The organism is Sulfurimonas sp. SWIR-19 (assembly GCF_020410885.1).
Lineage (GTDB): Bacteria > Campylobacterota > Campylobacteria > Campylobacterales > Sulfurimonadaceae > Sulfurimonas > Sulfurimonas sediminis.
The window spans coordinates 131,402-153,885 of record NZ_CP084578.1; the positions used below are offsets into that span (position 1 = coordinate 131,402).

Here is a 22,484-nt window from a genome sequence, read left to right on the forward strand (position 1 = left end):
AAAAATAGGGTTTGTTATTATGATAAGAGTTTTGTTGTTTTTAAGTCTCTTTTTTTTGATGCTTCATGCAAGAGAAAATCCCTTTTTTCCGCTACAGAGCGGAGAGGATATCCCTTTAACATCCAATCAGACAATAAAATTGCCGATGCTCAAGAGAGCCACTGTGACATTGCCCTCAACTGCACGGACAATTGAAAGTGTTACTGTGACATATAAAAATCTCGACGGTTCTATTGCACATAAAAAAGTCACTATCCAAAATACGATAGACTGGCATCTGCCTATTTTTATTTCACAAAACTATAATGAATCCGACAGTACACAGTTTATCGAAAAACAGAGTAAAAAAAGCAGTAAAAAAATAAAATACAAAAAAGTCGCATCATTAAAGTTCATATCCTTTTATGTCAAAAAGAACAAACTCAAGATTTTGACAAAAGATAAAATGCTGAGAAATTTTTTGTTGGTTAAACCACATAGAATTGTCTGTGACTTTAAGCGTGATACCGATATAGGCAGCCTGATAAAAAGCCTGAAAGAGGGTTCTCTTTTTACAAAAATACGACTGGGAACACATAAAGGCTACTACAGAGTTGTGATAGAACTCGACGGATATTACAGCTATAAACTGGATTATATCCGTGACGGATATATAATTACACTTATATAAAATACAAGGTTGTAGATGAAGTTTTTGATTATATTGACACTGTTTTTGGTTAATTTGGAGGCTGTCATTACCATAGCGCCGGTAGATATAGGAAAACAGCCAGGGCTGAGTGGTGGCGTAAAAGGCTCTTTTTCCACAACACGGGGCAATACCGATACCGATGAGTACAGTGCAGGTTTGCGTATGATATATGACAATAACAGCTCCTATGTGACCTGGAGCGATATAGCATTTAATTACGCAAAAGCATCAGGAGCGTTAAACAGACAAAACACGTATGCACATCTGCGCTACATTCATACACTCTATAAGAAACATTTGAACTGGGAAGCTTTTGTACAGTCTCAGACAAACAAGTTTACAAAGATAGAAAAAAGGCTGCTGGCCGGTCTTGGCTTGAGATACCATACACAAATGCAGGGGTATGGAAATATTTATGTGGGGTTTGGCGGTTTTAGCGAATATATCAGCTACACGACAAATGTTGATCCGAGTGAGCATAATTTAAGATTAAATATGTATATTGCATATAAAAACAGATTTACCAAAAATGTGAGATTTTCATACATTGGCTACTACCAGCCCAGAGTAGATGTATGGAGTGATACCATAGCATCAAATGCAGCAGAATTAAGAGTTACAATATACAAACAGCTTTCAATTAATTTTGAATTGACATACAATCAGGATACAAGGCCTGCTATTGGAGTAAAAAAATATGATTTTTCCCAAAAGACAAGTTTTGTGTATGATTTTTAAAAAGAACATAAGATAATAGATGAAAGAACTAAATAAATATTTACAATCACACGGCAGCAGTGAAATGCACCCGGCTGAAATAGCAAAAATTTTAAAAGGCTTAAATGACAAAGATTTCAGCGAGGCAATAAAACTGGTTCCAAAAGACCTGGTAGGCGATGTTGCACTGGCTCTGCCTGACAGGTATTTTGATGATGTGGTCGAAAACTTTAATGCAGAGGAACTTTCTCATGCTGTAAGTGAACTTGAATCAGATGATCAGCTTGAGTTTATGCAAGAGTTAGAAGATGTTGATGAAGATAAAGCTTCAGAAGTATTTCACAAGCTTGATGCCGAAGACAAACACGAAATTGCAAAACTCAAAAAGTATGATGAAGATCAGGCCGGCGCTTACATGCAGCTTGAGGTATTTACTGCAAAAGAGGATGAAATAGTTCAGGATGTCATTAAACGGTTTGCCCGTTTAAGAAAAGAGAATGAACTTGAAAATGTTCAAAATCTGTTTATAGTAGACAGCAACAACAGACTTTTGTATACGGTAGGTCTGGATGACTTGCTCATATTTGATTTTTCAAAGACCATCAGAGAAAATATTGAGCAGAGTGAGGAGTCTTTTGAGCCTAAAAGTGCACGAGATACGGAAGATATCAAAGAGGTTGTAAACTATTTTAAAGAGTATGACCTCTCAGTTATGCCGGTTGTCAATGATGAAGGGATTCTGGTTGGTCGTATCACCTCTGATGATATTTATGATATTATCAATGAACACGCAACAGAGCAGATGTATAATCTTGCCGGTGTTGATGATGAAGCGGAAGAGGATGAAGATGTTCTCAAGGCGACGAAAAAGCGTGCAACATGGCTGGGCATCAATCTTCTAACGGCTATTGCCGCTTCTTTGGTTATCGGCTTGTTTTCAGACACGATTAACTCCATGGTTGCGCTTGCTGTTTTAATGCCCATAGTGGCTTCAATGGGAGGCAATGCCGGAACGCAGAGTCTGACCGTTGTAGTGCGACAACTTGCTTTGGGTGAAATATCGCAGACAGATGCCTTTAGAACCATAAAAAAAGAGGTGATTATCTCCTTGATGAATGGTCTGCTTTTTGCTGTAGTAATGGGTATAATAGCATGGTTGTGGTTTCATATACCGATGCTTGGAGTAGTTATCGGATTAAGTATGATAATTAACCTGTTAATGGCCGGATTTTTTGGAGCAATGATTCCCTTGTTACTCAAAATACTTGGCATAGACCCCGCTATTGGGAGTACTGTTATTTTAACAACAGTGACTGATGTTGTCGGCTTTTTCAGCTTTTTGGCATTGGCAAAATATATATTACTTTAAAGGAATTGTAAAACTTGGAACTATTACTCATATTTTTTCTTCTTTCTGTCGGCATTTCGTTTTTGTGTTCAATATTAGAGTCGGTATTACTCTCTATCAACATGTCTTATGTGGCAGTGTTGGAAAAAGAGAAACCTGCTGTAGGAAAACTTCTGCGCCATCACAAAGAAGATATTCACAAATCAATTGCTTCGGTGCTTATTTTAAATACCATTGCAAACACTCTCGGTGCTGCAGCAGTAGGTGCACAGGCTTCAAAAATATTCGGGAATGATGCGGTAGTGTATGTATCGGTTGTGTTGACTTTTGCCATTTTGTTTATATCTGAGATAATTCCAAAAACCATAGGAGCGATTTACTGGAAACAGCTGGCTCCTGTGGCAGCATATTTTATTCGGGTTTTTATATGGATTACATATCCTATCATACTGACAACTCTGGCTGTTACAAATAAAATATCAAAAGGAAAAAAGGATTCCAATTCTTTAACAAAACAGGAACTTCTTGAGAGTATGTTGATGAGTGAAGATGAAGGGGTGATAGATGAAAAAGAGTCAGATGTCATTGAAAATATATTAAATCTTGACAATATCAAAGTGAGTGAAATTCTCACGCCGCGAAGCGTTGTTTTTGCTTTGGATGAAGATATGCTTATCAAAGATGTGATCAAGACCCAGCCGGCAATTTTTAAATTTTCCCGGATACCGATTTTTAAAACTTCCATAGAAAATGTAACAGGGCTGGTACTGACGAAAAAGATATTTAAACAGGCCCTCCAAGATGACAATGTCCCCCTGTCTTATATTAAAAAAGAGATATTTATCATCAATGAAAATATACCGGTAAGCAAGGCACTGGACATGTTTATTAAGAAAAAAGACCATATGTTCTTAGTCACAGACAATTATGACCAGACAGAGGGGATAATCACTCTTGAAGACTGTATAGAAACAATACTGGGCTTGGAAATTATGGACGAGAGCGATACAACCGAAGATATGAGAGAGCTGGCAAAAAGAAAAATGAAACTGAAACGGAAGCTGAAGGATCGCTGAAAAGAGTGCAACACTCTTTTTGACAGCTACTTTTACATCCCAGGAATTCTTGGTATTTTTCCAAGTTTCGAGTTTCGGCAGTATACTCCCCAGGCTTTTTTCAGCCAGTGCCCGATAACAGGCATTGGCAACATAAATGCGCGTTTTTCATCTCTGTAGACAAAGGCCGCTCCGTCACCGGTATCCATCACACATAAAATATTCAAATGCTCATGGTATCCTTTAAAATCACTGCCGCCATTGTCACGCTGATCGATATTATGCGCTGTGTTTTTTGCCATTACCTCGGCAATATGACCCTGTTTTGCCCGCCAGTCGTATCCTTCAAGTGCTGCAACATCGCCGATTGCATAAATATTGCTCAGTGAGCCGTCCTCATTTAAAACACAGGAGTAATCATCTGTTTTGACAAAGCCGGCTTCATTTGTCGGCAAGTCCGAATTTTTTATGACTGCATGCCCGTCACCCGCAGGAATAAACATGGTAAAATCTGAGACAAGCCTGCTGTCATCTTCAAAGACTATAGCCTCTTTTTCGAACTGTTTTATTTTTTTGCCAAAGTGTTTCTGTATGCCTAGCTTTTTAAACATAACATCCATCATTTTCAGAGCCTGAGGACCCATCCGTTTTCCGGGCTCAGCCATTGGAGCGAAAAAAGTCAGTTCAAAATTATCTCTGATGCCTTTTGCTTTGAGCATATTGTGTACATTAAAGAGGAGCTCAAATCCCGGTCCGCCACGCACTGCCGAACTGTCTTTTGGATTGCCTCCAAAGCCCATACAGATTTTGCCGCTGCCTTTTTTGACAAGGGCATCCAGAGCATCCCTTATTTGTAATGACTGCTCCGGTGCGCCACAGATGGAAAGTGTGTTTTCTATGCCCGGTGCTTTCATCTTTGCAGCACCCATGGCAATGACAAGATAGTCGTAGTCATCAAGCGTTCCTGAGTTTTTCAAAGTAACACTGTTTTCTTTTTTTGATATTTGGGTCACGTCATCAATAACAAGGGTAAACCCGTGTGCATTTTGCAATTCTCGCAAATCAACACAGACATTTTGGAATTCACTTTCATGTGTCGGTATCCAGATGGAAGTAGGATATATGTAAAAATAGTCTCTGTTACTGACTAAAGTAACATCATAATTCAGTTTTCTCAAGTGGATTGCAGCATCAACACCTGCAAAACCGCCTCCCAATATAAGTACTTTTTTCATCTTTTGGCCCTTTTATTTATTACAGTTATAAGGTATATTATCTGATTTGATGTTAAAATTAGATTAAACTGGCTATTTTTATCGTCAGTTTTTACTTTTTATTTATAAAGTATACTGCAAACATACTGATAAGTCCACCAATAACTATATGCAACTGTAAGGGTTCATCCAAAATAAACCAGGCAGAAAAAAGAGCAAAAAAAGGCACTAAAAACATAAAAGAGCTTGTCTTTTGACTGCCGAGTTTCCCGCTGGCAATAAAAAATATGGTTGTTGCGACAGTCTGTCCAAAAACAGCAAGATATATCAGGGCAATCCAAAATTTTGCTCCCTGGGTAAAAACAGCACCTAGGTCTGCATTGCAGGCATATAAAAAACTGAAAAAAGTAGCTATGAGAGAAATTAAAAAGCTGTAATAGACAGGATGTATATGTTTTTGCGAATGCTGTGAAAGCAGCGTGACTCCTGCCCAGATGAGGGCACAGAGTAAAAAGTAAATATTGGAGCTGTGTAAAAAAAGAGAAAAGTTGTTAAGCTGGAGTAAAACATAGCCTCCGACCAGGCCGAGCAAAAGCCCGAAATACTGCCGTGTTGAGAGTCTGCTCTTAAAAATCACGGCAACAAGCAAAAAGGTCATAATAGGGCTGAAGGTTGTGATAATGACACTGCCCGCACCCGCAAGACCGTACTTTATGCCCAAAAAAGAAAAAACCATAAAGGCTATATTTAAAAAAGAACTGCCGAGGATATATTTGAATGAGCCCCGTGTCAGTGTCAGTGGAATTTTAAAAAAGTAAAGAATAGGTAAAAAGGCGAGGCTCATCAGAAAAAACCGCCAAAATATGACGACATCCATCGGCATTGCAGAGGTGAGAATTTTTAAAGCTGTCCATCCGCCGCCCCAAAGGAGCATGGCAAAAATGAGCAGATATGCATAGAATCTATCGTCGTTTTTCAAATTCATCAACTATTTTTGTGACAATCAAATCAGAGGTAACATTTAAAGAAGTGCGACACATATCCAGAATCCTGTCCACGGCTACAATCAAAGCCATATACTCCACAGGCAGTCCAAGCTGATTGAGTATAATCACCATCATAACAAGCGAAGCACTCGGCAGGGCGGCAACACCGACACTGAGCGCGACAACGGTAATGCCCAAAAGAATCTGATCTCCCAAACTCAAAGCGACTCCCGCCAGATTGGCGATATACAATACCGCAACGCTTAAATATGCCGCCGTTCCGTCCATAGAAACCGTAGCCCCCAAAGGCAGGACAAAAGAGGCTGTTTTTTTGTCTATACCGCCCATCTCTTCGGTAACACGCATACTGACCGGAAGTGTTGCCGCAGAAGATGCTGTGGAAAATGCCATAATCGGGGCTTCTCTTACATCTGAGAGATAGCTGTAGGGATTTATTTTTGTAAAAAAACGCAGGACTGCAGGTAAAGTAACAAGTCCATGAAAAATGATGACACCGATAACGACCAAAACATATTTGTAAAGCCCAAAGACAACATCAATTCCCTGCTCGGCAATAACATAGGAGATAAGCGAAAAAACACCAATAGGCGTAAGGAGTATCACCCACTCTGCCATTTTCAGCATTGCTTCACTGATGGCTGTAAAGAGGGTGTTTAGCGCTTCTTTTTGTTTTGGAACAAGGTAGAGCGATGCCACGCCAAAAAGAATGGCAAAGACAATGATCTGCATCATTTGTCCCTCTGAGAGGGCATGAAAAATATTGGTAGGAATGAAGCTTAAGATCATATTTTCAAATGAGAATGGTGCTAAAGTTGTTGCTTTTTCATAAGCAAGACCACTGCTGCTTACATGCTCGCCAATGTGAAAAATATTCATGACCGTAATGGCAGCAGTAACGGCAAGAGCAGTTGTCAAAACATACAAACCAATAGTCTTTAAGCCCATGCGTTTTAGATGCTCAATAGAACCAAGTCCAAGAATGGCAACAAATATACTGGCAAAAACAAGAGGTACAACAAGCATTTTTAAAAAATAGACAAAGGCGGTTCCTATCATTTTTTGTTTAAGCGCCAGTTCTGGAAAAAAGATGCCAAACAACACACCCAGAACAATGCCGAAGATGACAAGGGTATTTGTCGTTGCATATTTTTTTATTTTTTTTATCATTCTACAATTTCCTCTGTTTCTTTGTAAATATTCTTGAGTTCCCGGAATCGGTACTTCAGTGCCGACTGTTGCTGTTCTTCTGTCACTCTCGCCCGCACTGAAGTACGGGTTCCGAACAAAAGCATCTTCCGCTTTCCCGGAATCGGTACTTCAGTGCCGACTGTTGCTGTTCTTCTGCCACTCTCGCCCGCACTGAAGTACGGGTTCCGAACAAAAGCATCTTCCACTTTCCCGGAATCGGTACTTTAGTGCCGACTGTTACTGTTTCCTAGCACTCTCAGCCCGGACTAAAGCAGATTTTTCTTTATCCAGTACGATAGTACATAAAGTCCCCATACATGCTGCTTAAAACTCCCCCTTGATGCGGTGTTTATATATTCGTCTAATTTCTTTTTGTGAAACATTCCTGTTTGCGCATTGACCTCTTGAATGAGGTTGATTTTTTTGGAATGTATCAAATACTCCATATAAGGATTGGAAAAGCCTTTTTTCTTCCGTGTGAGTATTGCATCAGGGAGTTTGTCTGTCATGATTTTCTTCAAGAGTGATTTTGTGATGCCGTCTTCATAACGGAGTTTCGGATCGATGCCAAAAATCAAAGATGCCAGTTTGTGGTCCAAAAACGGGGTGCGGGATTCTATGGAGTGTGCCATGGAAACACGGTCAAGTTTGGTTAAGAAATGCTCCGCTTGAAAAATATTGAGGTCAATATAGCTGTACCAGATACTTTCATCACTGTGCGCGGAGGTTTCAAAGCGATCTCTGTAACTTTGCAGGTATTTGAGGCTTTCGTTATCTTTGACATTGCGTCTTAAGAGCTGGTTTTTTTGCAGATCCGTAAATTTTTCACCGCTTGTACGAAAGAGCAGGGTGTCATCAAAAATCCGCTTGTACCACTCCCACTCTCTGTTCATTGAAAAATTGGCACGGAAGTATTTTTTGAGCCAGTTTTTATGCGCCAAACCTGCAGCCTTTTCAATGTCCAGATACTCAAAATATTGTCGGTAGCCTAAAAAAAGCTCATCCGCACCCTCTCCGCTGAGTACGACTTTGTATCCGTCTTTTTTTATACGCTCAAACAGCAGATACAAAGGCACGGCAGCAGGATCATTGAGCGGTTCGTCAAGAGTATCCAGCACTTTGTCACTTGCACGGATGAAATCATTTTCATCTATTGCTATCTGAATGTTGTCCAGACCCAAAAACTCAGCACTTGCTTTGGCACTTTTTCTTTCATCATATTTTACAAACTCTTTATAACCAAGTGTATATGTTTGTAAATGTGTGTTGTTTTGTTTGGCAAAATAGTTGAGTGTAGCAGAGTCTATACCACCGGAGAGCAGTGATGCCATAGGAACATTACAGTCTAAGCGCAGATGAATGGAATGTTCTAACGCTTCTTCTAACACACGCAAAGCTTCGTGTTTGTTTGTTATCATGTTTGGAGTGACATCAAGCAGGTCAAAGTAGCGTTTACATGTAACATGTCCCCCTTTACATGTAAGGTACTCACCTGCTGAGAGTTTTTGAATACCCTCGTAAAAAGTATGCGGCGGTGTCGGTGCCAAAAAAGAGAGATAAGAGAGCAGGGCATCATTGTTGAGTTTGCATGTAGATAAAAAAGGCTTGAGTGCTTTGATCTCCGAGGCAAAAATAAAACTTTCCCCTTGCATATAAAAAAGCGGTTTTTTCCCGAGTCTGTCACGAAAAAGGTACAGTGTGTCCCCATCCAATAAAGCAATGGCAAACATACCGCGCAGATGTCGGACAAAATCAACGCCCCATTTGAGATAAGCGGCGATGATGACTTCACTGTCGCTGTGTGTCTGAAAATCAAAGTCAAGTTCTCTTTTTAAGGCTTTAAAGTTGTATATCTCCCCGTTGAATGAGAGTAAAATATTGTTGTGTTTGCGCGGTTGATGGCTTCTGTGATGGGTGTCAACAATGCTGAGGCGCTGATGGGCAAAAAAGAGATTTTTCTTTTGCACAATACCACAGTAATCAGGTCCACGATGTTTAAGAAGAGACAAGGCATTTTTTGCCTTGTTTTCATTATATTCGCCGATGATGCCAAAAATCGCACACATTATTTGAAAAATCCTACGGTGATGTCATGTTTTATATAGCCTTCTTCAAATTTTATACGCTTTACATGTAAACGTTTTGCAAGGGATTGTATGGTCTGCATAGTAATATAGTTGTAGGTGTCACTCTTTTTATCGCCGTATAAAGCATTGAAAACAAATCCTTTTGTGCAAGAGGAAAAACAGTTGCGTATAAAGAGTTCTGTCTCAAAGGGAGTGAGAATATTTAAAGCACCGCTACAGATGTAGTAGTCTGCCACAGGAAGCCTGACTTTTGTTATATCGGCACGGATGATTTCACACTCTGTTTTTTCGCGGGCAATGTCGCACATCTCTTTAAGGGAATCTATACCTATATATTTGTTTACATGTAAGCCGTTAGTGTGCAAAAATGAGTAAAAATCTCCAAATCCGCAGCCTGCATCGACAAGAGTATTGTTGCGTAAATCTTCGTCTAAAAATGTAAGAATCTTTTCAAATCGCAGAGACTGGTGTGCATCTGATGCCCAGTGTAAGCCATAAGCTGTGGCACCGTATTGTTTGAGTGCGGCTTTGTAAAACTTTTCACTGTCAATACGTGGCATAAGGCTCCTTTTTATGAATGCTATTATATAATAGTTATGTAAAAAAGCCGGCATTTCGGAACCCGTACTTCAGTGCGGGCGAGAGAGTGGCTTGAACGTTGCAACAGTCGGCACTAAAGTACCGATTCCGGGAAAGTTGGAGATGCTTTTGTTTGGAACCCGTATTTCAGTGCGGGCTGAGAGTGGCTTGAACGTTGCAACAGTCGGCACTACAGAAAAAAATTTAGTTTTTCTCACAAGTCATGCTTTAGCATAGAAAGTACCGATTCCGAGAAAATGGGAGATATGTTGTTCGGAACCCGTACTTCAGTGCGGGCGGGGTGTCTTAAAAATTGAAACAGAGGAAATATATATGAAAATTGCGGTAGTAGGTTTAGGGGGTGTCGGGGGATATCTGGCAGCTTCATTTGCAAAAAGCGGTTTGGATGTCGTAGGTTTTGCAAGAGGAGAGCATTTGAATGCTATCCAAAAGTCCGGTATTACAATCAAAGAAGATGAAAAAGAGTGGCATACCCCTTTACATGTAATGGCTCTTGAAGAAGCGCAGGGGCATTTTGATGTGGTATTTTTTTGTGTTAAGAGTTATGATTTAGCCCTTACATGTAAAGCCTTTGCAAAGCATACAGATGCAAAGAGCATAATACTTTCTTTTGCAAACGGTGTGAACAATGGCGATATTTTACGACAATATTGTGATGTCAGAGTCTTGGATGCCTGTGTGTATATTCTTGCCCACAGAGAAGCTCCCGGAGTGATTCGTAAAAAAGGCAAAGTTTTTGCGGCACTTTTTGGAGGGGAAGATGCATCGGCTGTTCAAAGTGTGGCAGATATATTTCAAAAAGCCGGGCTGCGTTACAAAACACCGCAAAATATCAAAGAGGCCTTGTATAAAAAATATATATTTATCAGTGCATTTGCGACATTGACTGCTTACTATAATGAAACGATAGGAGCAATTTACGAAAAGCATTACGAAGAGGCAAAAAAACTTTTAACAGAGATTGCCGAGTTTGCCAAAGAAAAAGAGGGCATAGATTTGTTTGATGAGGTGCAAAAATCATTAGACACAGCCGTCAAAGTACCCTATGACTCATCTACTTCAATGGCGCTTGATTTTAAAAATGCTCATAAAACTGAACTGAAAAGTTTAAGCGGATATGTTCAAAAGCCTTTTATGCAAAAACTCTATAATGAACTAAAAAAGAGAGTAAAAGAATGAAAAAAGAAAGAATTGTATTAGGCGGCGGGTGTTTTTGGTGCATAGAAGCGGTGTACAGAAATGTCAAAGGGATACTCTCAGCAGTCAGCGGATATGCAGGCGGGGCAAGAGCAAATCCGACATATGAGAACGTCTGTTCAGGAGCAACTGGGCATGCTGAAATTGTGGATATAACATATGACGCAGATGTTATCACTCTGAGTGAAATTTTGGATATATTTTTTGAAATTCATGACCCGACTACGCTTAATGCTCAGGGAGCGGACAAAGGAACACAGTACCGTTCTGTCATCTATTACGGTGATGAAGAACAAAAAAAAGTTATAGAAGAATCCATAGCAAAGCACCAGCAAAATTTTTCAGACAAAATAGTTACAGAGGTGAGTCCTCTTCCCGAAGTCTATCCGGCAGAGCCGTATCATCAGAACTATTATAATCTGAATGCTTCGCAAGGCTATTGTCAGGTGGTAATTGCACCTAAACTGCAAAAATTTATGACAAAATTTCCTGAGAAATTAGCCTAAATGTGCTAAACTATAGCTAGATTATTAAAGAGGCGGTTTTTATGGAAAAAGTTTATGAATTGGCTATCGTCGGTGCCGGACCTGCGGGGATTGCCACTGCTGTGGAGAGTTATTTGCAGGGCGTTCGCGACATCGTCTTGCTTGAAAAAGATACAAATCACAACTCTACTATACGAAAATATTACAAAGAGAACAAACGTGTTGATTTGGAATGGAAAGGGCAAAAAGTCGAACTCAACGGTCGCATTCACTTTATAGACGGAACAAAAGAGACGACACTCGATTTTTTTGATGAAATTTTAAAAGAACATCTGGTGGAGTTGCAGACGCAGATCGAAGTACAGTCTATAGAAAAAAAAGAAGACTATTTTGAAGTCCACATGGCAGGCAAGAGTATCAAGGCTAAAAATGTAGTTGTAACCATCGGACGAATGGGAAAACCAAACAAACCAAGCTATAAAATTCCTCCAAGCATACGCAAAAAAGTAAACTACACAACAGATGAATGTTCAGAGGGAGAAAAGATTCTTGTTGTCGGAGGCGGTGACAGTGCTGTAGAATACGCAGTTGATTTAAGCCAAAACAATGATGTCACAATCTGTTATAGACGAGAGAGTTTTCGACGGGCAAATCCTACAAACCAGAGCAATATAGCAGATGCCATTGCCCATGGGGATGTGCGTCCGCTTTTGGGTATGAATATAAACGGACTCGAGGATGACAACGGCAGAGTCAGAGTACTTTTCAGTGAAAAAGAGCCTGAGAGTTTTGACAGAGTTATCTATGCCATAGGCGGGACAACGCCAAGTGCCTTTTTGGCAAGTTCAGGCATAGAAGAAAAAGATGGAAAACCTGTGCATGACGAGCATTACGAAACAAATGTCAAAGGACTTTTTGTAGCCGGAGACATTACCCAGGAGAGCGGTGGCAGCATTGCGCTTGGGCTCAATCACGGATACGATATAGCACGATATATCAAAGGAAAAAGCGAAGTCTAGTCTTTTGCTTTTCGCATTTTATAAATATGTATCAGTTTGATAACAATCATGATACTGATGACCTGAAACAGTGCGGCCAAAATAAAAGCATAATAGTGCAGCTGATCAATAGAGTTGGCGGTATATGCCAGAGTGGCCATAGCAATAAGCAGGGTCAAAGGCATAGAGTGAGAAAGTCCAAAAAGAATGGTGTCAATAAAACCGAGTTCTTTGACAAATACCAAAGAGGCAAGAAGCCGCATCAAAATCATAACCACAGTGATGATGACAGCCTCTCGTATGAGTCCGTTGATCCAGAGAGCGTTGAGGTCAAAAGAGCTCCCTATATGAATGAAAAAGATAGGGATTAAAAATCCAAATCCGAAAGAGGCAAGTTTTTCAGGCAGTTCGTGTTTGTGCTCAAAGAAAGTCGGAATAAATATACCGGCTAGAAATGCCCCAAAGGCAAGTTCAAGATGTAAAAAAAGCATAGCGCCTATGAGAAGAAAAAAGATTCCCATAGAGAGGCGTATATCTTGCTCCTTATTGTCGTTGTGGGGCATAAGGGCAATCGCAACCTTTGGAAACCACCAAAATATAAGCTGCATAGAGCGAAAAAGAAGAAACATAAAAAGTAAAAATGCCAAAAGTGCCATGATTGTCTGAAAAAGTCCCAACCCAAAACCAGACTTCAGAGCTGCAGAACTTATGGTAAGTATGACGATACTTGCCACCTCACCTATGCCTCCGACTGTCATGGAAAGAGTAATCCAGGGTGTTTTTCCATACTCTTTGGCCAGTGTGGCGACAAGCCCGACAGAGATGAGGGGTAACAAAACAATAAAGATTTTTCCCAAATCAAACTGTACGGAAAAGGCGATGGAAAATCCATAAAGTACTGCAAGATATACAACAACTTTTTTCATAACAGAGACAGGTGTTTTGAGTACATTTTTTAAATTGATCTCTGTTCCTGCAATAAACATCAGATATAAAAATCCAAATTCAGCAACCAAATCAAAAAGGTGTTCATCATGTAAGAAGCCTACATATCCCAAAAGAGAACCTAAAATAATTTCAATGGGTGTTGTAGGAAGCCGTAAAATTTTGGCAAAAAATGGAGAAAAAATGATGATAAGTGATATGGTAACAATCAGTATAATATTATCAGTCATCAATTTCCCCTAAGCGTTCTAGTTGACGCTTTTGGCTACATCGAGACCAAGAGACTGCAACATTGCCAGATCCTGACTCATAACACGTCCTTTTGTTGTCAGATAATTTCCGATGACAATAGAATTTGCCCCGTTTTCAAAGATTTCTGCCTGACGCTCTTGAAACATAAGTTCACGACCGCCGGCAACCATAATCCTTTCGGCATCACAGAGTGTTTCACGTGTCAGCCTGATGAGTGCGAGTGCTTCATCTGCTGTTAAAGGATTTGGTTCAAGTTCAAGTGCAGGGTTGTGGTGATAAAAATTAATAGGCACCGAAGTGGGGTTGAGTGATTTGAGTGATTCAAGCATAGAAATTCTGTCTGCCTGAGATTCTCCGAGTCCGAAAATTCCACCGCTTATAAGTACCAAACCGGCTTCATTGACATTTTGGCAGGTTTCATAGCGTTCACTCCAGGGATGGGTTGTGCAAATCTGCGGATAAAAGGCTTCACTTGTCTCAAGGTTATGGTTATAGGCTTTGATGCCTGCTTCTTTGAGTGTGAGGAGTTGTTCGACACTTGCTGTGCCGTTACAGGCAATGAGGCGTAACTCAGGGGCTGCTTTTTGTACCTCTTTGGCAACATCACAGACAAATTTGAGTGTTTTATCCGTCAATCCTTTGTCCGCTGTAACAAGACAAAATCCAAGTGCACCGTTGTCTCTTGCTGTGATGGCTTCTTGGCAGATGGCATCCATAGGCTTTTGTTTGTAACGCTCTATATCCGCTTTATAGCGAACACTTTGCGAACAAAATTTACAGTCCTCTTTACATGTACCGCTGTTGATATTACAAATGGAACATAAAAATATTTTTTCACTCACTTTTTTGCCTTTCATAAGAAAAAGTTTTTGTGAGCATATACTGCTCTTGTTTTTCTTTTTGTGTATAGTATTTTACTATAAATTTTTTTTCTAAAACTTCAAGCATGGCACATTCTGAAATCGGCTTGTTTCTCGCGCACACTTCACCGGGGTTTAAAAAGAGTGTACCCCCTGCAAATTCTATTTCAAACTGATGTGTATGTCCAAAGATGACAACCTCGGCATCTCTGCTCATATAAAAAGGCAGGTGCATCAACTTGAATTTTGTATTTGCCAGTTTAAAATAGTAGGGTTCCTGAACCAAATGGTACCTGTTGTGATACTGTACCAAATGGGCATCATTGTTTCCATAAACGGCTATATATTTTTTTTTGCATGCTTCAAGCAGGTCCAGCACTTCTTTTTCGACAATATCTCCGGCATGTATAATAAACTCAGCCCCGTTTTGCACAAGAAAATCAAGGGCAGTTTTTGCCTTTTTGACCTTTGTATGGGTATCGGAGAGTATGCCTATTTTCAATTTTTTATCCTCTGTCTTTGTATCTTCCCTGCCACTTTCACCCGCACTGAAGTACGGGTTCCGAACAAAAGCATCTTCCTCTTTCTCGGAATCGGTACTTCAGTGCCGACTGTTACAACTTTCAAGCCATGCTCAGCCCGAACTGAAGTACGGGTTCCGAACAAAAGCATCTTCCTCTTTCTCGGAATCGGTACTTCAGTGCCGACTGTTACAACTTTCAAGCCATGCTCAGCCCGAACTGAAGTACGGGTTCCGAACAAAAGCATCTTCCTCTTTCTCGGAATCGGTACTTCAGCGCCGACTGTTACAACTTTCAAGCCATGCTCAGCCCGCACTGAAGTACGGGTTCCGAACAAAAGTATTTCCAACTTTCTCGGAATCGGTACTTCAGTGCCGACTGAGACGGCTCTTAAGCTTTGTCTATCTCTTCACGAGGTGTACGCGCTTTACACTTCACACACTCATACACTTCTTTGTTCCTGTATGTACGAGGCGCAAGCACACCTTTACATCCTTTCTCTTTACACTTGATTGTTGTCGGCTCAAACTTTGAGATAAATTTACAATCAGGGTAATTTTCACATCCCCAAAAAGGGCCTCGGCGTGAGTTTTTCAGGCTGATTTTTCCGCCACAGTCAGGACAAGGCGTTTCGCTGACTTTTTCTTCAACATTGATGCTTTTTGTATTTTTACACTCCGGATAATTAGAACATGCAAGAAATTTTCCGTTGCGACCATTTTTTTCTATCATATCTGCACCGCATTTGTCACATTTCTCATCGGCCGTTGTCTCTTTTTTCTCAACCGGATTGCCTTCTTCGTCACACTGCTCTGTGTATTTACATTTTGGAAAACCGCTGCAGGCGATGAAGTTTCCAAAGCGTCCGCTTCTAAGAAGTAACTCATGCTCTCCGCATTTAGGGCAGGTACGTCCAAGCGGTTTGGCAAGTTTGAGTGAGACAATGTTTTCTTTGCCTGCTTCGATCTGTTTCATAAATTTTTCATAAAACTCAAGGAGCAGTTTCTGCCAGTCTACTTTGCCTTCGGCAATCTCATCGAGTTCTTCTTCCATCTCTGCCGTAAAGTTAATATCTACAATGTTTGGAAAGTTTTTCTCCAAAATTTCTGTTACGGTAAAAGCGATTTCTGTCGGAATAATCTGTTTCTTTTCTATAGTGACATAGGTCCGGTTTGAAAGCGTGGCAATCGTCGGTGCATAAGTTGACGGACGCCCAACGCCCTCAGATTCGAGTTTTTTAATCAGACTCGCTTCACTGTAGCGTGATGGCGGCTCGGTAAAGTGCTGCTCAGGTTTTACGCTTTGTATTTCTGCTGTGTCGCCCTCTTTTAAAGTAGGTAAAAGTTTGTCTTTGTCTTCTGCTCCCGTGACTGCATAAAAACCGTCAAAAATGAGTTTGCGTCCGCTTGCACGGAACTCATTTTCATTGCCTTGAAAGATGATGCTTTGCTGTTCAAAAAGCGCATCTTCCATCTGACATGCCATAAAACGCTCATAAATCAAACGATAAAGCTTAATCTCATCAGCTTTTAAAAACTTTTGTGCCACTTCAGGCGTAAACTGCAACATAGTCGGGCGGATGGCTTCGTGAGCCTCCTGTGCGCCTTTTGATTTTTTCGTATAAACCTTTGGTTCTTTTGGCAGATATTTCTTGCCGTAACGGCTCTCAATGATACCTCGGACTGCACCCACAGCTTCTTGTGCGAGGTTGAGTGAATCGGTTCTCATATAGGTAATGACCCCTGAAGTCCCATCTGGAGTTTTGACACCTTCATACAGCGTCTGGGCGACCATCATTGTTTTTTTCGGTGTAAACCCGAGCTTGCTTGAGGCGGTTTGCTGCAGGGTTGAAGTCATAAACGGTGGCGGTGTGGCACTTTTTCGCTGTTTTGTTTCTATTTTGGCAATTTTGAAGGCATCATTTTTGACACTTTGGGTAATTGCCTCTGCCTGATCTTTGTTCTCTATGGAGAGTTTGGAAATCTTTTGCTCTTTGTGTTTGATAAGATTGGCTTCGATATTTGGCTTGAAAAGCGTGTCAATTGTCCAGTATTCCTGAGGAACAAAGGCTTTGATTTCGCGTTCACGGTCCACGACAAGCTTGAGTGTCGAGCTTTGCACACGCCCGCCACTGAGCCCTTTTTGGATTTTTGAAGCCAGCAGAGGCGAGAGCTTGTAACCGACGATGCGGTCAAGCAAACGACGAGCCTGCTGGGCATTTACCATGTCCATGTCGATTTTTCTTGCATTTTCAAGGGCATGCTTGATGGCTGTTTTTGTAATTTCATGAAAGACAATACGCGGGAGTGTTTCGGGGTCTTTTTTGATAGCATGGGCAATATGCCAGCCAATTGCTTCTCCCTCACGGTCCTCATCGGTCGCGATATAAATCGTGTCAGCTTTTTTAGCTTTTTCTTTAATCTCTTTGACAGTTGGCGCATTTTCTTTAGCGACAGAGTATTTTGGAATAATTTCGTGAGTTTCTTCATCTATCGTAATACCAAAACGGGATTTTGGCAAATCTCGGATGTGTCCTTTGGAGGCAATAACATCATAGTTTTTACCTAAAAAGTTCTTGATAGTACGGGCTTTTGCGGGTGATTCGACGATTATTAAGTTCAAATAGTTTTCCTATATATAGTATAGTGATTTGGGTTTTTGTTTTGGAAGTGTAGCGAAAAAGAATAAAATTACGAAATCTGTTTTTAGCCGGTATAGAAAATACCTAAGTTTTTTGTAGTCCTGGCTGAGAGTGGCAGTAAAAGGACAGTTTAAAAAAATTTACAAAAAAAGCTAAAGTTATTTTTTTGAGTGACGATATTGTTACAGTCTCAAGGCAAGGATGTCTTAAGAGAACAAAAAAACTAAGAGCGACAGGCTCTTCCATAGAAAAGGATTTATTATGGGATTTAGAATTAACACAAATGTTGCGGCAATGAATGCATTGCGTAATGCAACACAAACCAACTTAGGCTTAGACAAAAGTTTAAATGCATTAAGTTCAGGTCTTCGTATTAACAAAGCGGCGGATGATGCGTCTGGTTTGGCAATTGCCAACTCTCTTCGCCAACAGGCACAGGGTCTTGGTCAGGCTATCAACAATGCCAATGACGGTATTGGTGTAACACAAACTGCTGACGGTGCTTTGGATGAGTATACCAAAATTATTGATACTGTAAGAACGAAAGCGATTCAAGCAGCATCTGATGGACAAACATTGGATACACGTAAAAAAATTCAGGCAGATATCGACAGACTTCTTGAAGAGGCGCAAAATATTGCTTCTACGACTTCATTTAACGGGCAAACACTTTTAAACGGTGCTTACCAAAACAAAGCATTTCATGTTGGTGCATATGCTGGTGAGACAGTAAAACTTTCTATTTCAGATACACAGACGGCTTCTGTATCTAAGTTTGCTCTTGCAGAGTCAACTTCTGGATTTACTTCTACGACAGCTGGTTTTGCAGGTAATACATCGACATTAAGTGCTACTGTGACAAATGCTGATGGAACAACTGCTACTGTTACTGCTTCAATTACTATTGCAAGTGGATCAAATGATGCATACGCTATTGCGCAAGCACAGGTAGATGCATTTAATGCCGCTGCGCAAACAGCAGGTGCTGATATTCGAGCAAGCCTTTATGAAGATCCTCAATCAACCGGAGCTGCACCTGAGTATGGTATACGCTTAGATTCTGCCGGTGACTTGTCTGGTATCAGTGCTACAGGTGCTACAGGAGCAGGGAATTTAGCTTATGCTGCAACTGCTGCAAGTGCAGATTTGACTAATAACCTTTCGACTGTTGATGTGACAACACGTGAAAATGCAGAAAAAGCAGTTATTATTGCTGACTACGCTTTACGTGATGTAGATAATACTCGTTCAGACATCGGTTCTGTTCAAAATCAACTAGAGTCAACTATTAGAAATATTTCTGTTACTCAAGTGAATGTAACCGCAGCAGAATCACAGATACGTGATGTTGATTTTGCGGCAGAGAGTGCAAACTTCTCTAAACTTAACATCCTTGCACAGTCCGGTTCATATGCTATGAGTCAAGCAAATGCTGTACAGCAAAATGTTCTTAGATTACTTCAATAAGCTAAGGTAGTTTTTTTTCTGTTTTCAAGTTTCTTGCTTGGAAACAGAAACTTTCCCTTTTTCAATCTCTTCAAGAACTGAGGACAAATCTCTTTCATACCTTTTTAAAATATTTAAAACTAAAATATAAAACATTTTTTTGAGTTTTTTTACATGTTTTTTTTCATTTTTTAGCTCTTTTGTAGAAAAGAAATCTGCAATATATGTTGTTGTTTCTAAAATATAACCGAATGTAATTTGATATAGTTCATCATTTGGCCTTTGGAGATATTTAGTGATTAGTAATGCAAAATTTTGAATAAAGTTTTGACTATTTGCTGTTGGAGCATGGTAGTATTCTTCCAAATCTTTTAAATAAAGCTTTAATGTAGCCATTCTGTTTTGTAATAATATTATCTCATTTTGTGTCAGTTTATCTGAAGAGTATAAGTCAAGATGATTTTGAAGCTCTTTATATGTATTTTTATTTTTGATATGTTGATTGAGTGTTACTTCGGTGATGTTTATTGGTATAGTATTTTGAAAATAGGCTCCATTTTGGCTGAGGTTAAAGACTCGTCTTTGTTGCGTAAAAGATTTTTGCAGTTGAAAATTCATAGCGCGTATAGACATTTCAAAAAGAGGTGTTGTGAAAACAATGTTTTTACAATTTCCCTGCACTTGGAGGACAGATTCTCGTAGTGTATTTTGTTCTTGTATGTTTTTGTCATGAGAAGTATCTACGTTATGATCGGTAGAATGTTCTGATATATGGCTTGCACCATCGTCACTGAGGGCTAAATCCAGTCCAAGCATATAGATATCGTGACTGGAGAAGCTCAGGGCAATTGCAACGATAGTTTCTCCAACGCTTGCTATGCCTTCGAGAGATTGACCTTCTTTATAGTTTGTTTTATCTTCCATAAGATAAATATTTTTTTTGTTAAAAGTATCAAAAAGTATTTGGGGTGCAGAAGCAGAAAAAACGACAATAGATTTTTTGAAATTTTCTTTGTAATCTGCAAGTTTTTGAAGCTCTTGTTTAACGATATGATCCTGTTCATCAATGTGAACAATAATGTCAGGAATAATTTTTCTTTCGTAAAGAAATCTAAGTGTCATAAATGGAGCAATAATAATGAATTTTTGATGGTTTTCTTGAAGCCACTTTTCGTTCTTTTGCAATGAAGGTCCGGCACCAAGTGTTAAAATGGGTTTATCTTGAAAAAAATCAAGATTTTTCTCTTCCATAGAGATAAATTTATAGCCTTGTTTCAGACGATGTAAAACGCGACCGCATTTTAATAAAAGTGTATTATGTGTATAAACTTTTTCTGGTCGTATTGTGATTTCTGTTTGTACTTTTTTGATGTTTTTTTCATCTTTTGAAGAAAAGATGGAAAACTTTAAAAAATGATTTTCTATAATAAGTCTCGTATAAAACAATGAGAATATTTGTGAAAATTCTGCATCATTTTGAGCTATAGAAAAGTAGGCAGATGTGTTTTGAAAGATATCTTTATAATTACATGTAAAGAGAGAAAGTCTAAAAAGTTCTAAGTCATCTTCTATAATCCAGTATATATTTGCATTGACTTTTTTTGTGATTGTTTCTAAGTGCAGTCCCAGTCCTGTGCCAAAAAAGATATATTTGTATATCTTAGTCAGAGTAGAAGGTGTTGGAATATTCGCATTATAGTAGTGCACTATAGGAGCAAGGGAGACATTGGATAAATATGGATTAATAGATTTTAAATCATCCGCTTTAAGAGATTCAACTTCAAATGAAATATTGTGAAATGTTTCAATGGCATGGTCTTGTTTGGTAAACGTCACATTATCACTCATTTGTTGCGCATGTTGGAGAGAGTTAGTGTTATACAGGTATGTATTATTGTGAAGTTCTACAACATCAAAATAATTATTTTTATACTCTAAATCATATTTTTGTGGATACTTTCCTTCATTGAGCAGGGTATCTAAAGCAATTAACTTTGAGTAAAGGTCCGGGTGCTTCTCTTGAAAGTAAAATAAATTTTCTTGGTAGGTAAATACTGCTTTTCTTTGTACATCGTGCATAAAAATCCTTTTGTATTTTTAAGCATTAAACATTCCAATTATATATGAGTCCATTCTTTATTCTTGTTTGATTGACTTGCCTGGTGCAATAGATTGATACCATTTTTTGCATGTTCAAAACTGTAAACATATTTAGAGTCTAGTTTTGTGTCGTTAAAGAAATTATCCAATTCATTCGCTATGTCATTATATAAATTTGCAAAACTCTCAATAAAGCCTGCCGGATGACCAGGTGTCATGCGATTGTATAAAGGATTGTTGGTTATTTCAACATCACTTCCTCTATCTATAATGGTCTTTTGTCCGGATGAATAAGAAAATTCTAACTGTTCTGGATTTTCTTGATGCCATAAGGCACTCGCCTTACTGCCATAAACTTCTATATGTAAGCCATTCCTATTGCCTAAAGCGGTTTTACTGAGCCATATATTGCCTTTTATTCCACTTTTATATTCGAGCATCATGTTTACATCATCTATGACGTTATATTGCGAAAAACTCGCATAAGTTGCCATGACTTTTGATGGCTCTTCTTGAAGTAGGAAATAAGCTAAATGATGAAGATGTGCACCAAGGTCTAAGCTTATCATTGGAATAAAGCCATCTTTTAGCCTCCATTTTTGAGGATATTTTATACTTTTTGGCGGTCTTAGGAAGCTTTCTTGAGGCATTTTTAATCGAATATGCAGTATTTTTCCCAGTTCATCGTTGGCAATTTTATGTTGCAGCTCACGTACCATTGGGTAGCCACTGTAATTATTCGTGACAACTAAAAAATGCTTTTTTTCATCATATACTTTTTTTATTGCTTCTATTTCCTGGAGTGAACTCACTAGCGGTTTCTCACAAAGTATAGGAATGTTGTTCTTAAGTAGTTCAATGATGATTGTACAGTGCATAGGAGTTGGTGTAAGTATCACTATAGCGTCAAGATTATTTTTTTCTTTTTCTACAAGCTCTTGCCAGGTATCATAAAGAGCAGGGACTTTCCATTGTGTGGCTGTTTTGTAATTAGTTTCTTGTTGTGTACTAAAGGCACCGGCAACTACTTCAAAACGTCTATCCATTTGCGAAGCGATGAAGTGTGGGTATCCGGCGATAGAGTCTAGACTACCACCTATAAATGCTAATTTATACATTATTAATTCCTCGT

General features: G+C 39.3%; 20 protein-coding genes. 8 read left to right on the plus strand and 12 right to left on the minus strand.

Annotation, left to right across the window (positions count from 1 at the left end; genetic code table 11):
* The first annotated feature begins 19 nt into the window (after positions 1–19).
* The 4 genes from LCX93_RS00645 to LCX93_RS00660 are packed head-to-tail and all read left to right on the plus strand — an operon-like array spanning position 20 to position 3,832.
* The gene (locus LCX93_RS00645) at positions 20–670 is read left to right on the plus strand and encodes an AMIN domain-containing protein (RefSeq protein ID WP_226067111.1); all 651 of its coding nucleotides are present in this window, start codon (positions 20–22) and stop codon (positions 668–670) included.
* A 15-nt stretch (positions 671–685) separates the two neighbouring features.
* Entirely contained in the window at positions 686–1,429 is a 744-nt protein-coding gene (locus LCX93_RS00650) for a DUF481 domain-containing protein (protein WP_226067113.1), read from the plus strand.
* A 19-nt stretch (positions 1,430–1,448) separates the two neighbouring features.
* Positions 1,449–2,777 (plus strand): magnesium transporter, encoded by a 1,329-nt coding sequence (gene mgtE / locus LCX93_RS00655; RefSeq protein WP_226067115.1) that lies wholly within the window; start codon positions 1,449–1,451, stop codon positions 2,775–2,777.
* Between the two features lie 14 nt (positions 2,778–2,791).
* Positions 2,792–3,832 (plus strand): CNNM domain-containing protein, encoded by a 1,041-nt coding sequence (locus LCX93_RS00660; RefSeq protein WP_226067124.1) that lies wholly within the window; start codon positions 2,792–2,794, stop codon positions 3,830–3,832.
* Positions 3,833–3,864: 32 nt separating this feature from the next.
* Here LCX93_RS00660 and LCX93_RS00665 read toward each other — a convergent pair whose 3' ends face one another.
* From LCX93_RS00665 to LCX93_RS00685, 5 genes are all read right to left on the minus strand, one after another.
* Positions 3,865–5,046, minus strand: coding sequence for an NAD(P)/FAD-dependent oxidoreductase (locus LCX93_RS00665; RefSeq protein WP_226067126.1), 1,182 nt, complete (start codon positions 5,044–5,046; stop codon positions 3,865–3,867).
* A gap of 91 nt (positions 5,047–5,137) precedes the next feature.
* Positions 5,138–6,010, minus strand: a complete 873-nt coding sequence (locus LCX93_RS00670) for a DMT family transporter (RefSeq protein WP_226067128.1) — start codon at positions 6,008–6,010, stop codon at positions 5,138–5,140.
* Positions 5,988–7,199, minus strand: a complete 1,212-nt coding sequence (locus LCX93_RS00675) for a dicarboxylate/amino acid:cation symporter (protein WP_226067130.1) — start codon at positions 7,197–7,199, stop codon at positions 5,988–5,990. The genes LCX93_RS00670 and LCX93_RS00675 overlap by 23 nt, the downstream gene beginning before the upstream one ends.
* A 287-nt stretch (positions 7,200–7,486) precedes the next feature.
* Positions 7,487–9,286, minus strand: coding sequence for an asparagine synthase (glutamine-hydrolyzing) (asnB, locus tag LCX93_RS00680; RefSeq protein ID WP_226067132.1), 1,800 nt, complete (start codon positions 9,284–9,286; stop codon positions 7,487–7,489).
* Positions 9,286–9,867, minus strand: a complete 582-nt coding sequence (locus LCX93_RS00685) for a class I SAM-dependent methyltransferase (protein ID WP_226067134.1) — start codon at positions 9,865–9,867, stop codon at positions 9,286–9,288. The genes asnB and LCX93_RS00685 overlap by 1 nt, the downstream gene beginning before the upstream one ends.
* Positions 9,868–10,219: 352 nt before the next feature.
* On the opposite strand from LCX93_RS00685, the gene LCX93_RS00690 reads away from it, so the two are divergent.
* The 3 genes from LCX93_RS00690 to LCX93_RS00700 are packed head-to-tail and all read left to right on the plus strand — an operon-like array spanning position 10,220 to position 12,608.
* Complete coding sequence (locus tag LCX93_RS00690; RefSeq protein WP_226067144.1) at positions 10,220–11,086, plus strand: ketopantoate reductase family protein; 867 nt, start codon at positions 10,220–10,222, stop codon at positions 11,084–11,086.
* Complete coding sequence (gene msrA / locus LCX93_RS00695) at positions 11,083–11,610, plus strand: peptide-methionine (S)-S-oxide reductase MsrA (protein WP_226067146.1); 528 nt, start codon at positions 11,083–11,085, stop codon at positions 11,608–11,610. The genes LCX93_RS00690 and msrA overlap by 4 nt, the downstream gene beginning before the upstream one ends.
* A gap of 41 nt (positions 11,611–11,651) precedes the next feature.
* Positions 11,652–12,608 carry an NAD(P)-binding domain-containing protein gene (locus tag LCX93_RS00700; protein WP_226067155.1) on the plus strand — a complete coding sequence of 319 codons (957 nt, stop codon included), beginning with the start codon at positions 11,652–11,654 and terminating at the stop codon, positions 12,606–12,608.
* Here LCX93_RS00700 and LCX93_RS00705 read toward each other — a convergent pair.
* From LCX93_RS00705 to topA, 5 genes are all read right to left on the minus strand, one after another.
* Entirely contained in the window at positions 12,605–13,762 is a 1,158-nt protein-coding gene (locus LCX93_RS00705; protein WP_226067157.1) for a cation:proton antiporter, read from the minus strand. The two genes, LCX93_RS00700 and LCX93_RS00705, sit on opposite strands and share 4 nt — an antisense overlap.
* Positions 13,763–13,780: 18 nt before the next feature.
* Positions 13,781–14,626, minus strand: a complete 846-nt coding sequence (locus tag LCX93_RS00710; RefSeq protein WP_226067159.1) for a biotin synthase — start codon at positions 14,624–14,626, stop codon at positions 13,781–13,783.
* Positions 14,619–15,146 (minus strand): metallophosphoesterase family protein, encoded by a 528-nt coding sequence (locus LCX93_RS00715; RefSeq protein ID WP_226067161.1) that lies wholly within the window; start codon positions 15,144–15,146, stop codon positions 14,619–14,621. The genes LCX93_RS00710 and LCX93_RS00715 overlap by 8 nt, the downstream gene beginning before the upstream one ends.
* Complete coding sequence (locus LCX93_RS00720) at positions 15,143–15,463, minus strand: hypothetical protein (protein WP_226067163.1); 321 nt, start codon at positions 15,461–15,463, stop codon at positions 15,143–15,145. Before LCX93_RS00720 ends, LCX93_RS00715 begins: the two co-directional genes overlap by 4 nt.
* Positions 15,464–15,555: 92 nt before the next feature.
* Positions 15,556–17,787 carry a type I DNA topoisomerase gene (topA, locus tag LCX93_RS00725; protein WP_226067165.1) on the minus strand — a complete coding sequence of 744 codons (2,232 nt, stop codon included), beginning with the start codon at positions 17,785–17,787 and terminating at the stop codon, positions 15,556–15,558.
* Between the two features lie 280 nt (positions 17,788–18,067).
* Between topA and LCX93_RS00730 the strand changes: the two genes are divergently transcribed.
* Positions 18,068–19,273 carry a flagellin N-terminal helical domain-containing protein gene (locus tag LCX93_RS00730; RefSeq protein WP_226067167.1) on the plus strand — a complete coding sequence of 402 codons (1,206 nt, stop codon included), beginning with the start codon at positions 18,068–18,070 and terminating at the stop codon, positions 19,271–19,273.
* 24 nt (positions 19,274–19,297) lie between these two features.
* Here LCX93_RS00730 and LCX93_RS00735 read toward each other — a convergent pair whose 3' ends face one another.
* Both LCX93_RS00735 and LCX93_RS00740 read right to left on the minus strand, forming a co-directional pair.
* Positions 19,298–21,331, minus strand: coding sequence for a 6-hydroxymethylpterin diphosphokinase MptE-like protein (locus LCX93_RS00735; protein WP_226067169.1), 2,034 nt, complete (start codon positions 21,329–21,331; stop codon positions 19,298–19,300).
* Positions 21,332–21,369: 38 nt separating this feature from the next.
* Positions 21,370–22,470 carry a Gfo/Idh/MocA family protein gene (locus LCX93_RS00740; RefSeq protein WP_226067171.1) on the minus strand — a complete coding sequence of 367 codons (1,101 nt, stop codon included), beginning with the start codon at positions 22,468–22,470 and terminating at the stop codon, positions 21,370–21,372.
* Positions 22,471–22,484: the final 14 nt, after the last annotated feature.

Coding starts and splice junctions, on each gene's coding strand:
- LCX93_RS00645 (WP_226067111.1), top strand. CDS start 20: ATGATAAGAGTTTTGTTGTTTTTAAGTCTCTTTTTTTTGATGCTTCAT.
- LCX93_RS00650 (WP_226067113.1), top strand. CDS start 686: ATGAAGTTTTTGATTATATTGACACTGTTTTTGGTTAATTTGGAGGCT.
- mgtE (WP_226067115.1), top strand. CDS start 1,449: ATGAAAGAACTAAATAAATATTTACAATCACACGGCAGCAGTGAAATG.
- LCX93_RS00665 (WP_226067126.1), bottom strand. CDS start 5,046: ATGAAAAAAGTACTTATATTGGGAGGCGGTTTTGCAGGTGTTGATGCT.
- LCX93_RS00670 (WP_226067128.1), bottom strand. CDS start 6,010: ATGAATTTGAAAAACGACGATAGATTCTATGCATATCTGCTCATTTTT.
- LCX93_RS00675 (WP_226067130.1), bottom strand. CDS start 7,199: ATGATAAAAAAAATAAAAAAATATGCAACGACAAATACCCTTGTCATC.
- asnB (WP_226067132.1), bottom strand. CDS start 9,286: ATGTGTGCGATTTTTGGCATCATCGGCGAATATAATGAAAACAAGGCA.
- LCX93_RS00685 (WP_226067134.1), bottom strand. CDS start 9,867: ATGCCACGTATTGACAGTGAAAAGTTTTACAAAGCCGCACTCAAACAA.
- LCX93_RS00690 (WP_226067144.1), top strand. CDS start 10,220: ATGAAAATTGCGGTAGTAGGTTTAGGGGGTGTCGGGGGATATCTGGCA.
- msrA (WP_226067146.1), top strand. CDS start 11,083: ATGAAAAAAGAAAGAATTGTATTAGGCGGCGGGTGTTTTTGGTGCATA.
- LCX93_RS00700 (WP_226067155.1), top strand. CDS start 11,652: ATGGAAAAAGTTTATGAATTGGCTATCGTCGGTGCCGGACCTGCGGGG.
- LCX93_RS00705 (WP_226067157.1), bottom strand. CDS start 13,762: ATGACTGATAATATTATACTGATTGTTACCATATCACTTATCATCATT.
- LCX93_RS00730 (WP_226067167.1), top strand. CDS start 18,068: ATGGGATTTAGAATTAACACAAATGTTGCGGCAATGAATGCATTGCGT.
- LCX93_RS00735 (WP_226067169.1), bottom strand. CDS start 21,331: ATGCACGATGTACAAAGAAAAGCAGTATTTACCTACCAAGAAAATTTA.
- LCX93_RS00740 (WP_226067171.1), bottom strand. CDS start 22,470: ATGTATAAATTAGCATTTATAGGTGGTAGTCTAGACTCTATCGCCGGA.